This is a genomic window from Mycobacterium venezuelense (assembly GCF_054919535.1).
The window spans coordinates 66,731-79,758 of the sequence record NZ_JBONDW010000012.1 but is presented as its reverse complement, the minus strand read 5'-3'; the positions used below and the strand labels follow the sequence as shown (position 1 = coordinate 79,758).

At 67.6% G+C, this 13,028-nt stretch carries 11 protein-coding genes; 5 read left to right on the top strand and 6 right to left on the bottom strand.

What is annotated here, in order from left to right:
* Positions 1–13: 13 nt before the first annotated feature.
* Together ACRCUN_RS20190 and ACRCUN_RS20185 are read left to right on the top strand one after the other, a co-directional pair.
* Positions 14–1,969 carry a primary-amine oxidase gene (locus ACRCUN_RS20190; RefSeq protein WP_462143506.1) on the top strand — a complete coding sequence of 652 codons (1,956 nt, stop codon included), beginning with the start codon at positions 14–16 and terminating at the stop codon, positions 1,967–1,969.
* A gap of 45 nt (positions 1,970–2,014) precedes the next feature.
* Positions 2,015–4,012, top strand: coding sequence for a DUF7064 domain-containing protein (locus tag ACRCUN_RS20185; protein WP_462143403.1), 1,998 nt, complete (start codon positions 2,015–2,017; stop codon positions 4,010–4,012).
* A 90-nt stretch (positions 4,013–4,102) separates the two neighbouring features.
* Here the strand turns inward: ACRCUN_RS20185 and ACRCUN_RS20180 are convergent, their stop codons facing one another.
* The 5 genes from ACRCUN_RS20180 to ACRCUN_RS20160 form a co-directional block, all read right to left on the bottom strand.
* Positions 4,103–4,321 (bottom strand): DUF167 domain-containing protein, encoded by a 219-nt coding sequence (locus ACRCUN_RS20180; RefSeq protein ID WP_462143402.1) that lies wholly within the window; start codon positions 4,319–4,321, stop codon positions 4,103–4,105.
* Positions 4,322–4,405: 84 nt separating this feature from the next.
* Positions 4,406–5,608 carry a lipid-transfer protein gene (locus tag ACRCUN_RS20175; protein WP_462143401.1) on the bottom strand — a complete coding sequence of 401 codons (1,203 nt, stop codon included), beginning with the start codon at positions 5,606–5,608 and terminating at the stop codon, positions 4,406–4,408.
* The gene (locus ACRCUN_RS20170; protein ID WP_462143400.1) at positions 5,605–6,045 is read right to left on the bottom strand and encodes a Zn-ribbon domain-containing OB-fold protein; all 441 of its coding nucleotides are present in this window, start codon (positions 6,043–6,045) and stop codon (positions 5,605–5,607) included. The genes ACRCUN_RS20175 and ACRCUN_RS20170 overlap by 4 nt, the downstream gene beginning before the upstream one ends.
* Before the next feature lie 69 nt (positions 6,046–6,114).
* The gene (locus tag ACRCUN_RS20165; RefSeq protein ID WP_462143399.1) at positions 6,115–6,786 is read right to left on the bottom strand and encodes an alpha/beta fold hydrolase; all 672 of its coding nucleotides are present in this window, start codon (positions 6,784–6,786) and stop codon (positions 6,115–6,117) included.
* Positions 6,783–7,907, bottom strand: a complete 1,125-nt coding sequence (locus ACRCUN_RS20160; protein ID WP_462143398.1) for an FAD-dependent monooxygenase — start codon at positions 7,905–7,907, stop codon at positions 6,783–6,785. Before ACRCUN_RS20160 ends, ACRCUN_RS20165 begins: the two co-directional genes overlap by 4 nt.
* A 70-nt stretch (positions 7,908–7,977) precedes the next feature.
* On the opposite strand from ACRCUN_RS20160, the gene ACRCUN_RS20155 reads away from it, so the two are divergent.
* Both ACRCUN_RS20155 and polA read left to right on the top strand, forming a co-directional pair.
* On the top strand, positions 7,978–8,865 hold the full coding sequence (locus tag ACRCUN_RS20155; protein WP_462143397.1) for a LysR substrate-binding domain-containing protein: 888 nt from the start codon (positions 7,978–7,980) through the stop codon (positions 8,863–8,865).
* A gap of 76 nt (positions 8,866–8,941) precedes the next feature.
* The gene (gene polA / locus ACRCUN_RS20150) at positions 8,942–11,602 is read left to right on the top strand and encodes a DNA polymerase I (protein ID WP_462143505.1); all 2,661 of its coding nucleotides are present in this window, start codon (positions 8,942–8,944) and stop codon (positions 11,600–11,602) included.
* Positions 11,603–11,624: 22 nt separating this feature from the next.
* Here the strand turns inward: polA and ACRCUN_RS20145 are convergent, their stop codons facing one another.
* Positions 11,625–12,572: an MBL fold metallo-hydrolase gene (locus ACRCUN_RS20145; protein WP_462143396.1), complete on the bottom strand. Its 948-nt coding sequence runs from the start codon at positions 12,570–12,572 to the stop codon at positions 11,625–11,627.
* Between the two features lie 53 nt (positions 12,573–12,625).
* Here ACRCUN_RS20145 and ACRCUN_RS20140 point away from each other — a divergent pair, with 53 nt between their 5' ends.
* Positions 12,626–13,012: a helix-turn-helix domain-containing protein gene (locus tag ACRCUN_RS20140; RefSeq protein ID WP_462143395.1), complete on the top strand. Its 387-nt coding sequence runs from the start codon at positions 12,626–12,628 to the stop codon at positions 13,010–13,012.
* Positions 13,013–13,028 lie beyond the last annotated feature (16 nt).

Below are 13,028 nucleotides of genomic sequence, written 5' to 3'. Positions count from 1 at the left end.
GGCAGCGCGCCCGGTGTGGTTGCGTGATCGGGTGGACCATCCCCTTGACCCGCTGTCGGCCGACGAGTTCACCGCGGTGGCAGCGATATTGCGGCGTGAGCACGGTGTCGCAGATGGGTGGCGGATCGCGTCGGCGGAACTGGCCGAGCCGTCCAAAGCCGAACTGGCCGGCTTCGAGGAAAGTGGCTCGACGCCGCCGCGGCGTGCCGCGGTCATCTGCCTCAACCGAGCCGAGAACGCCACGTACAAGGGCGTGGTGTCGTTGACGCGCGACGCCGTCGAAGCGTTCGAGCACATCCCCGGCGTGCAGGCCAACTTCACCGTCGACGAATTCGCCGAGTGCGATCAGATGCTGCGCCACCATCCAGATGTGATCGCCGCGTTGGCCAACCGCGGCATCACCGATATCGACAACGTCTTCATGGACACCTGGACCTATGGCGACGCCGTCGCCCCACCGGAGTACCGGAACCGGCGCATCGGCTGGTCCGACACCTGGTACAAGGCGGCGCCCGGCGCCAACCCGTACGCGCACCCGGTCAGCGGCCTGCACTGCGTCGTCGACCTCAACGCCATGGAGCTGCTGCGCGTCGAGGACGACGGTAGTGACGAAATGCCGGATGTCATGGGCGAATACGTGCCCCACCACATTCCGCAGCGAATCCGGTCGGCGTGGAACCGGGAGCCGATCGCGCCACTGCACATCACTCAGCCGGACGGGCCGTCGTTCACCCTCGACGGCAACCTGTTGCGCTGGCAGAACTGGTCGCTGCGGGTCGGGTTCAATCACCGGGAAGGGATGACACTGCACACCGTGCGATACCGTGACGGGGACGCGAATCGTTCGGTGGCGCACCGGTTGTCGTTCGCCGAGATGGTGGTGCCGTACCGTGACCCGTCCGTCGATCACTACCGGCGCACCGCATTCGACATCGGTGAGTGGGGTCTGGGCTTCATGACCACATCGCTCGCGCTCGGATGTGACTGCCTCGGCGAAATTCGTTATCTGGACGCCGTTCTGCACAACAGCAAGGGCGAGCCGTACACCATCACCAACGCGATCTGCATCCACGAAGAAGACAACGCCGTGCTGTGGAAGCACGTCGACCACGACGCGGGCGCCGAAGTACGTCGGATGCGCCGGCTGACCCTGTCGTTCCACGTCACCGTCGCGAACTACGAGTACCTGGTGTACTGGCGGTTCTATCAGGACGGCAACATCGAATGCGAGGTGCGTGCCACCGGCATCATGGTGACCACACCGCTGGCTCCGGGCCAACCCAACCCCAACGGAACACTCGTCGACGAGCGGACCTACGCGCCTTTCCACCAGCACTTCCTGATCGCTCGGCTCGACCTCGACATCGACGGCACCGACAACACGGTTTACCGGACGGAGTCGTACGCCGAACCGGTCGGCCCCGACAATCCGTACGGGTTGTCGCTCGTGGTGCGCAACCAGGCGCTGCGCAGCGAGGATGACGGCAAGCAGGACGTCGACTTCGCGACGCAGCGCGCCTGGAGAATCGTCAACACCAACGTCGTCAACGGCCTGGGCACCCACCCGTCCTACAAGCTGGTGCCCGCCGGGGCGATTCCGCCGATGTTCGATCCGGCCTCGCCCGTGCTGCAGCGCGCCAACGTCATCGGCCACACGCTGTGGGTGACCCCGAACCACCCCGACGAGCGTTGGCCCGCAGGGGAATTCGTCAACCAATCCGCCACCGACACCGGGCTGGGGCAGTGGACCAAGGCCAACCGGTCGATCGACAACACCGACGTGGTGCTGTGGTACGTGTTCGGCATCCACCACATCACCCGACCCGAGGACTGGCCGGTGATGCCCGTCGACGTCGTGTCCTTCTGGCTCAAGCCGTACGGCTTCTTCGACCGCAACCCGGCGCTCGACGTGCCCGCGGCTCCGCCGGACGCCTGTACCCACACCGGCGCGAGGTCGGCGCACCATTAGTTGACACCTGTCATGTGTGATCCCGGCCACTGCTAAGTTGCGTGTGTGCAACCGACTCAGAACGCCGTGCTCGAGCGTCCCGATGACCTGACCAGCGACTGGCTGACCGCCGCGCTCGGCGCGGGCCCCGTCACCGGATTCAGTCACGAACGGATCGGCACCGGTCAGATGAGCGAGTGCTACCGCGTGTCGCTCACCTACGGAGACGGCGGGACCGGCCCGGCGTCAGTCGTGCTCAAGGTCGCCGCGACCGATCCCAGCAGCCGCCAGACCGGACTTGCGCTCGGCCTCTACGAACGTGAGGTGCGGTTCTACACCGACATCGCGCCGGGCCTACCGGCCGGGCCGGTGGCGCCGTGCTATCACGCCGCCTTCGATCCCCAAACGGGGGCGTTCGACCTGCTGCTCGGTGATGCCGCACCCGCCACGGTCGGTGACGAGATCCGCGGCGCGACAGCCGAACAGGCCTCAGTCGCGCTGGCCGAACTCGGCCGCGTGCACGGCCCGATACTGGCCGACCCGAAGCTGGGCCGGGCCGACTGGCTCAACCGCGATGCCCCGGTCAGCCAAGCGATGATCGCGGGCTTGTACGCGGCGTTCGCCGAGCGCTACGACGGCATGATCACCGCCGAACAGCGCCAGGTGTGCGAACGGCTCGTGGAGAGCTTCGACGCCTACATCGCCGCCGAGGGCGAACCGGGGCGCCCGCTCGGCCTTGTGCACGGCGATTACCGGATGGACAACATGCTGTTCGGTGAGCCGGGCGCGGATCGCGTGCTGACCGTGGTCGATTGGCAGACGGTCACCTGGGGTCCCGCGCTGACCGATGTCGCGTACTTCATCGGGTGTGCGCTGCCCGTCGAGCGGCGCCGCGGACACTACTACGCGTTGTTGCGCACCTACCATGCCGCGCTGGGCCCGAACCCGGCGCTGAGCCTGGAGCAGGTCCGCGACGGCGTGCGCAGGCAGAGTTTCTTCGGCGTGATGATGGCGATCATCTCGTCGATGCTCGTCGAACGCACCGAGCGCGGCGATCAGATGTTCATGACGATGCTGGACCGCCACTGCAGCCACGTGCTGGACACCGGCGCACTCGATATCCTCGCGCCTCCCGAGGTCCCTGCGCCGCTCGTTCCGTCGGCCGCCGACGAGGCCGCCCACGAGCCCACCGACGAAGCACTGTGGAACGAGAGCTGGTACTTCGATTTCGTCGACAAGGCCGCCGGATTCGGCGGCTGGGTGCGCCTCGGACTGATGCCCAACCAGGACACCGCGTGGATCAACGTGCTGCTGTCGGGTCCGGGCCTGCCGACCATCGCGCTCAACGACTTTCACGCCCCGCTGCCTGCCGACATCTCCAGCGTCCTGGGTGCCGGTGCCGAACTCGCGTTGCTGCCGATCGAGCCACTTCAGACGTACCGGGTCGCCGCGTCGGGCAGTGGACAGTCCTACGAAGATCCGGCGGCGCTTCTGCGCGGCGAGGACGGGACGCCCGTGGCAGTCACGATGGACCTCACCTGGACCACCGCGGCGACCCCGTACCAATACCGCATCACGCCCCGCTACGAGCTGCCGTGCACAGTCTCGGGCACGGTGACGGTGGGGGATCAGACCTACCGTGTCGTGGCCGTGCCTGGCCAGCGTGATCACTCCTGGGGTGTCCGCGACTGGTGGTCGATGGAATGGGTCTGGAGCGCACTGCATCTCGACGACGGCACCCACCTGCACGGCGTCGACATCCGGATACCGGGCATGGCGCCGATCGGCGTGGGCTATTCGCAGCGGGCGGGCGAACCACTCGTCGAGCTGGAAAAGGTGACCGCGCAGCACACCCTGGGGGAGGACGACCTTCCCGTCACCACCACACTGTCGCTGCAACCCGGTGACATCGAGGCGACCGTCGACATCCAAGGCCACGCACCGGTACTGCTGACCTCACCCGACGGCAAGGTCAGCCAGTTCCCCCGCGCCTGGGCGACCGTGCGCACCGCCGACGGCCGCACCGGCGTCGGCTGGCTGGAGTGGAACCGCAACCTCGGCTAGACCTGACCTGTTCTCCTCCCACCGCGAGCGTGCGTGTCTGCTCCGCGACACGCCGCCCTGGAGCAGCATTTTGCGCACGCTGGGTCGCGGTCAACTGATGCGGAAACGCTTCACTCGCGCCGTCGCCCCGGAGACCAGCTCCACGTGGCTGCGCGGCACGCCGAGATGCGCGGCAAGCAGTTTCGTGACGGCCTCATTGGCCTTGCCGTCGACCGCGCGCTCAGGCACGTAGATGGTCAGCGCGCCGTCGTCGCCGACCTCGACCAGCGGGCCTTTGCGACTGCCGGGCTTGACTCGGACTGTGATCATGTCTCGCCGAACGTGAGCTCGTGTGTCAAATTCCGGGAGATCTTCGCACACAAGCCAACACTCGGTGCCGTGCCGTGGACGGATCTAGCGCGCGACGATGACCGACGATCCGTGGCCGAACAGACCCTGGTTGGCCGTGACACCGACCTTGGCGCCTTCGACCTGCCTGCCCGTCGCTTGCCCCTTCAGCTGCCAGGTCAGCTCGCACACCTGCGCGATGGCCTGGGCTGGGATGGCCTCACCGAAGCACGCGAGTCCGCCGGACGGATTGACCGGGACCCGGCCACCGATCGCCGTCGCGCCGCTGCGCAGCAGCTGTTCCCCTTCGCCTTTCGCGCACAGCCCGAGGTGCTCATACCAGTCCAGCTCGAGCGCGGTGGACAGGTCATACACCTCGGCCAGGCTGACGTCCTCGGGGCCGATACCGGCCTCGGCATACGCCGCGTCGAGGATCTGATCTTTGAACACCCGCTCGGGCGCCTCGACAACCGCGGTGGAATCCGTTGCGATGTCCGGCAATTCGGGGAGATGCTGCGGGTAGCGCGGCGTCACGGTGCTGATCGCGCGCACCGACGGCACACCCTCAAGCGAGCCCAGGTGCTTGCGGGCGAAGTCCGCGCTGGCCACGATCAACGCCGCCGCGCCGTCGGAGGTCGCGCAGATGTCGAGCTGACGCAGCGGGTCGGCGACGACCGGGCTGGCGAGCACGTCCTCTACCGCGGACTCCTTGCGGTAGCGGGCGTTCGGGTTCTGCAGACCGTGCCGCGAGTTCTTCACCTTGACCTGTGCGAAGTCCTCGGCGGTCGCGCCGTAGAGGTCCATCCGGCGCCGGGCCAGCAGCGCGAAGTACACGGGGTTCATCGCGCCGATCAGATGGAAACGCTGCCAGTCGGGATCGTTCTTGCGCTCGCCGCCGACCGGCGCGAAGGCGCCCTTCGGCGTGGTGTCGGCGCCGATCACCAATGCCACGTCGCAGAACCCGGCCAAGATCTGGGCCCTGGCGCTCTGCAGTGCCTGGGAGCCGCTCGCGCACGCCGCGTACGAAGACGAGACCGGCACGCCGTTCCAGCCGAGCTTCTGGGCGAAGGTGGACCCCGCGATGAAGCCGGGGTAGCCGTTGCGGATCGTGTCGGCGCCGGCCACCAACTGGATCTGGCGCCAGTCCAGCCCGGCCTCGCCGAGCGCCGCGCGCGCCGCGACGACGCCGTACTCGGTGAAGTCCCGGCCCCATTTGCCCCACGGGTGCATGCCCGCGCCGAGGATGTAGAGCGGTTCGGGTGCGCTCATGACGGGATCCTCCATGCGTAGGTGGTGCGCTCGACACCTTCGGCGTCGGTGTAGAGCGTCATCGTGGTGAGTTCCATCTCCATGCCGACCTGAAGATCGGCCGCGAGGGTGCCCTCCACGACCTTGCCGAGCACGATCAGCCCCTCGTCGGCCAATTGCACCGCGGCGATGGCGAACGGTTCGAAGGGATCGGGCGCCGGATAGGGCGCCGGTGGTGGATACCGGTTCTCGGTGTAGCTCCACACCTTCCCGCGCCGCGACAGGGGCACAAGGTCGAGCACGTCGCTGTCGCAGGCCGGGTTCGGGCAGTTGTTCTCGCGTGGCGGGAACACATAGGTGGCGCACTGGGCGCACTTGCCGCCGATCAGATGAGTCGCGCCGGAATCGTCGGCGGCGAACCATCCTTCGATAGCGGGCTGCGTAGAAGCTGCTGGCACCCGGTCAGACTAACCGAGATCCACCCAGAAACTGAAACGTGTTGCAGTTTTGTCCCGACTGCCGGGAGGTCATCGCGAGGCGACATCCAGCAGGATCTGCAGCACCTCATCGGTATGGCCGGCCAGCAGGTTGTGCGTGCTGTCCAGCGCATGTGTGGTCCATGACGGGTCGTGGCTCAGCTTCTCGAACAGGGCCGCGAACGGCGGTTCGCCGTCCCACTGAGTGGCATAGACGTACACGCGGCGCCGAAACTTCGACAGATCGCCGGTCAACCGGATCGGCTGCATCAACGATGCCAGCGGGTGGGCGGTGGCCCGCTTGTCGAAGAACGGCAGGGGAGGCACGCCGTACCCGGTGGCGTCGACGTCGGCATACCAGCCGCGCAAGTCGTCGGTCACCAGATTCCAGCACGAGTCGCCGTCGGCCGGCACGAACGCGTCGAGGTACACCAGTGAATCGACCAGGGCGGCAAGACGATCCGCCACGGCAGTGATGACCATGCCGCCATAGCTGTGCCCGACCAGCACGGCGTCGGTCACCTGTTGCGCATCGAGTTCGGCCAGTACGTCGACGATGTGGGTCTCCAGGTTGACGCCCGCGTGCGCGAGGTGGGCGCGCTCGGCCACCCCGGTCAACGTGATGGCCAGCACGCGGTGCCCGTGTGCACGCAGTCGCGCGGCCAGCCCGTCGTAGTACCACCTGCCGTGGCAGGCGCCGGGAACAAGAACATAGGTCGTCATGTCAGGCTCCGATCTGCGTTCGTGTCGCGCCGATAGTCGGCGGTGACGCGGGCGAGTTCCTCGGGACGCGACGCGCCGATGCGGTGCATCGCGCGGTTGGCCGCGACCACGTCGGCGGTCGCGGGCCTGCGGATGTCCTCGTAGCGTCGCAGCCCTGTTTCGATGTCGCGGGCGAGTTCGTCGGCCAGCACCCGGGCGTCGACGATCGCCTGCGAACCACCGTTCGCCCCAACGGGATACATCGGATGGGCGGCGTCGCCGAGCAACGTGACGCGTCCGGCGCCCCACCACGGGAGCGGGGCCCGGTCGACCATCGGGTATTCGAGCACGGTTGCGGTCCGCTCGATCAAATCGGCGACATCGAGCCAGCCGAGGTCCCAACGGGCAAGGTGGGCCAGCACTTCCGACCGGTCGCCGGGCTGGTTCCACCGCGCGTCACCGGGCAGCGGTCCGGGTTCGGATTCGGGCACCAGGATCACCCAGTTGGTCAGCCCGCCGCCGATTCGATAGACGACGAGTTCGGCCGCATCGTCTTTGACGATGGCCATGGTGTGCCCGTCGAGGAACGGTTCGCCGGGCGCGGCGCCGCGGAACATCCGCACACCTGACCACAGCAGTGGATCGACGCCCGGGTGAAGTCGTGCGCGCACGGCCGAATGGATGCCGTCAGCTCCGATCAGCGCTGCGGCGCCGAAGTCGCCGGCCGAGGTCCGCACTGTGACGTGCGCGCCGTCGTCGTCGAACCCGATCAGTCGTGCGCCGGTGTGGACGCGGTCCGGCCCGAGTGCCGACAGCAACAGCATCTGCAGTTCGCCCCGGTGGACCGAGTACTGCGGGTGGCCGTAGCCACCGTCGATGCCACGTGGTTCGCGAAACAGCAGGGTTCCGCTGGCGTCGTAGTAGCTGATCGCCGCCGGTGCCACCGCGATCTCCGACAGCGCATCGCCCAGTCCGAGTTCGGACAGTTCCCGGACCGCGTGCGGCAACAGATTGATGCCGACCCCGAGCGGTCGCATGTCGCGCGCGCGTTCGATGACGGTTGCGGAGATCCCGCGGGCCCGCAGCGCGAGGGCAGCGGTCAGCCCGCCGATGCCGGCGCCTGCGATGAGTATTTCGGTCATGACCCCAGCGTCAGAGTCGCCGATCTATAAGTCCAATACCCGGTTAGTCCAGAAACTATAATCAGGCGTTATGGAACTTCGGCAGCTCGAATACTTCGTCGCCGTTGCCGAAGAGGCCAACTTCACCCGCGCGGCACAGCGGGTGCATGTCGCCCAGCCGGCCGTCAGCGCTCAAATCCGCCGTCTGGAGCGGGAATTCGGCCAGCAGCTGTTCGATCGCAGCCGGCGCGCCGTCCGCCTGACCGCTGCGGGGCAGGCGGCGTTGCCTCATGCCCGTGCGGCGTTGGCCGCGGTGGCGGATGCGCGCACCGCGGTCGACGAACTCGGAGATCTGGTGCGCGGTTCGATTGCCGTTGGCACCGTGACGGCCCACGACTTCGACATGGCAGGCCTGCTGGCGGAATTCCACACTGCACACCCGTTGGTCGGCATCACGCTGGGCACTGACGACTCCGATGCGCTGATCGAGGGTGTGCTGAGCGGACGCCTCGATGCGGCCATCGTGTCGGTGGGGCGCGACGTGCCCGCCGGACTCGAGGCAGAGGTCGTCACCGATCAACGCATCGTCGCGGCCGTCGGGGCCGGCCATGCGTGGCGTCGGCGGCGCACCATCAGCCTCGACGATCTCGCCGGCTGTCCGATCATCGCGTTGCCTGTGGGCACGGGCATCCGTCACCAGTTCGACCGTGCGTGCGCGGCGGCCGGGGTGCAGGTGCGCGTCGCATTCGAGGCCAGCACACCACTCGCGCTGGCCGACCTCGCCGAGCGCGGTCTTGGCGTCGCAGTCCTGCCGGAATCGGTCGCGACGACCCGAGGCGGACTGCGTTCGGTACGCATCGCGCCCGAGCTTCGGGGGCGGCTGGTCTTCGCGTGGCGGTCGCACGGTCCGATGACCCCGGCCGCCCGCGTCCTGGTCGAGATGGCTCGCCGCCGCCTGCGCGTCAGTGCTCCCGAATAGAGTGTGGGCCGTGAGCCCAGCCAAGACCGAGCCGAAGAACGCATCCGCCGAAACAGCGACCGACAAGCCCACACTGATGCTGCTGGACGGCAATTCGCTGGCGTTCCGGGCGTTCTACGCGCTACCTGCCGAGAATTTCAAGACGCAGGGCGGTCTGACCACCAACGCGGTGTACGGGTTCACCGCGATGCTGATCAACCTGCTGCGCGACGAGCAGCCCACCCACGTCGCGGCGGCTTTCGACGTCTCGCGCCAGACGTTCCGCAAGGAGAAGTACCCCGAGTACAAAGAGGGCCGCTCGGCGACGCCGGACGAGTTCCGCGGCCAGATCGACATCACCAAGGAGGTGCTCGGTGCGCTGGGCATCACGGTGCTGGCCGAACCGGGGTTCGAGGCCGACGACATCATCGCGACGCTGGCCACCCAGGCCGAGGAGGGCGGGTACCGCGTGCTGGTGGTCACCGGCGACCGGGACTCGCTGCAGTTGGTGAGCGACGACGTCACCGTGCTCTACCCGCGTAAAGGCGTCAGTGAGCTGACGCGGTTCACGCCTGAGGCGGTGCTGGAGAAGTACGGCCTGACCCCGGCGCAATATCCCGATTTCGCGGCCCTGCGCGGCGACCCGAGCGACAACCTGCCCGGTATCCCGGGCGTGGGGGAGAAGACCGCCACCAAATGGATCGTGGAGTACGGCTCGCTGCAGGCCCTGGTCGACAACGTCGACAAGGTCAAGGGCAAGGTCGGCGACGCGCTGCGGGCCAACTTGTCCAGCGTGGTGCTCAACCGCGAGCTCACCGATCTGGTCCGCGACGTGCCGCTCGCGCAGACCCCCGACACCCTGCGGGTCCAGCCGTGGAACCGCGACCAGATCCACCGGTTGTTCGACGACCTGGAGTTCCGGGTGTTGCGCGACCGCCTGTTCGAGACGCTGGTCGCCGTCGAACCCGAGGTCGAGCACGGATTCGACGTGCGCGGCCGCGCGCTGGAGCCCGGCGAACTGGCCGCGTGGCTGTCCGAGCACAGCCTCGGCAACCGCTTCGGCCTCGCCGTCGTCGGCACGCATCTGGCCTACGACGCCGACGCGACCGCGTTGGCGATCGTGTCGGCCGACGGCGACGGGCGCTACATCGACACCGCCACGCTGACACCTGAGGACGAGGCCGCGCTGGCATCCTGGCTGGCCGATCCGGGGCCGCCCAAGGCGCTGCACGAGGCCAAGCTCGCGATGCACGATCTGGCCGGGCGGGGGTGGACGCTGCGCGGCGTCACCTCTGATACCGCGCTGGCCGCGTACCTGGTGCGGCCCGGCCAGCGCAGCTTCGCCCTCGATGATCTGTCGGTGCGCTACCTGCGTCGCGAACTTCGCGCGGAAACCCCGGAGCAGCAACAACTTTCGCTGCTAGATGACTCCGACGGGGTTGACGAGCAGGCGGTGCAGACCGTGATTCTGCGGGCCAGCGCGGTGCTCGACCTTGCCGACGCCCTCGACGAGGAACTGGCCCGCATCGACTCGTCGTCGTTGCTGGGCCGGATGGAACTTCCCGTGCAGCAGGTCCTGGCCGAGATGGAACATGCGGGCATCGCGGTGGATCTCGACCACCTGCAGGAACTGCAGGGCGAATTCGCCGATCAGATCCGCGACGCCGCCGAGGCGGCCTACGGCGTGATCGGCAAGCAGATCAACCTCGGCTCACCCAAGCAGTTGCAGGTCGTGCTGTTCGACGAGCTGGAGATGCCCAAGACCAAGCGCACCAAGACGGGGTACACCACCGACGCCGACGCGCTGCAGTCACTGTTCGACAAGACCGGTCATCCGTTCCTGCAACACCTGTTGGCGCATCGCGATGCGACGCGGCTCAAGGTTACCGTCGACGGCCTGCTGAACTCGGTCGCCTCGGACGGCCGCATTCACACGACGTTCAACCAGACAATCGCAGCGACGGGCCGGCTGTCGTCCACCGAGCCGAACCTGCAGAACATTCCGATCCGCACCGAGGCAGGCCGCCGGATCCGCGACGGGTTCGTGGTCGGCGAGGGCTACGCCGAGCTCATGACCGCCGACTACAGCCAGATCGAGATGCGGATCATGGCCCATCTGTCGCGCGACGAAGGCCTCATCGAAGCTTTCAATACCGGTGAGGACCTGCATTCGTTCGTGGCGTCGCGCGCTTTCTCGGTGCCCATCGACGAGGTCACACCGGAACTGCGCCGCCGCGTCAAGGCGATGTCGTACGGCCTGGCGTACGGGCTCTCAGCCTATGGGTTGGCCAGCCAGCTCAAGATCTCCACCGAAGAGGCCAAGGTTCAGATGGAGCAGTACTTCGACCGATTCGGCGGGGTACGGGACTACCTGCGCGATGTCGTGGACCAAGCCCGCAAGGACGGCTACACCTCGACCGTGCTCGGCCGCCGGCGCTACCTGCCCGAGCTCGACAGCAGCAACCGTCAGGTGCGCGAGGCCGCCGAGCGGGCCGCGCTCAACGCGCCGATCCAGGGCAGCGCCGCCGACATCATCAAGGTGGCGATGATCAACGTCGACAAGGCGATCAAGGACGCCGGGCTGCAGTCACGCATGCTGCTGCAGGTGCACGACGAGCTGTTGTTCGAGGTCGCCGAAGGCGAACGTGAGACGCTGGACAAACTGGTCCGTGAGCACATGGGCGCGGCCTATCCGCTGGATGTGCCGTTGGAGGTGTCGGTGGGGTACGGCCGCAGCTGGGACGCCGCCGCGCACTAGCGGCGGTTGAGGTCGGGGCCAGCTAGTGGGCCAGCTGTTCCGCTGCGGCGTGGTCGTGGGTGGGCACGATCCGTACTCGGTTCCGCGCCATATGGAGCCGGTGCAGCGTGCGGAAGGCTTCCTCGCGTTGTTCGTCGGCCAGTGCGCCCGGATAGCTGGCCTTCTGCCGTATCAGGTCGATCTGCTTGGTGTGCCACGCGGCGTCGCCGGCCAGCAACACGGGTCCGGTGACGGTGTTGGTGAGCAGCCCGACGTGTCCCGGGGTGTGTCCGGGTAGGTCGACGATGAGCACCGAGCCGTCACCGAACAGGTCGTGGCTGCGGGCGAACGTCAGCACCGGCGGGCCGTCGAGGCGGAAGGTGTTGACCGGGCGCTCGCGCAGTGCGTCGCGGACGCCGCCCACTGGGGCGATCGGACCGGTGTCGGCCCAGTCGAGTTCCGCTTGATGGACGTGAAGGGCGAGCGACGGCAGGTCGAGCAGGCCGCAGACGTGATCCCAGTGCAGGTGCGTCGGCAATGCGAAGTCCACGGATCCGCCGAATGCACGCAGTGATTCGGCCGTCGGTATCGCAGCGATGGGCGGTTTCACTGCGACCCGAAGGATCGCGGGCAGTTGCGATACCGCCCGACTCCTGACATCGGTGCAGATGCCCGGGTCTACCACGAACCGCGCCTGTGGGTGTTCGATGACGAATGCCGTCATGGCGATCGCGATCGGGCGAATCGAGCGAACGCCTTCCACGACACCCGCTGTCGGAAACGATCTTGGAATCTGTTGCAGCACAGATAGTTTGACCGTCTGGCTAGACAGCGGCAAGCCGGCATCGACGAGTTGACCCAACAGGTCGCGGTCGGGTCGGCGTGGCCGCAGCAGCCCGGTCGGCATCCCGGCGAACGCCGAGCAGCATTGCCGCAACGTCGGCTGGCGCACGGGGTCGACGGCTGGTTGCCGAGCGGGGGTGGGCGTCATGTGTGCGACGCTAAAACTTCGGGTCGACCCGAAGTCAACGAGAAAGGGCTGAGATGAGCGACGGCCTCAGCGTCAGCGCCGCAGCCGCCGCGGTGGGCGTCGGACCGCACGTGTTGAGGCACTGGGAGGACGTCGGTGTGCTCATCCCGTTGCGCACGTCCTACGGACACCGTCGTTACGACGACGAACTTCTTGCCCGGGCCCGACTCGTGCGCCTGCTGCAGCGCGCCGGCCTGGCGCTCGCGGAGATCCGCGCATTGCGGGCCGCCGACCGCGACACCCGGATCGAGCTGATCGCCTCCACACAGGACCGGATCCGAGCCGACGTATCCCGCTTGCAGCGTGCTGAGCAGTTCCTCTCCCACGTCGTCAGTTGCGTACATCCGATCGCGTCGGAGTGCCCGGGCTGTGCTGACTTCGCGATGGACCGCGCCGACTGAAGGGTCGTCGTACCCG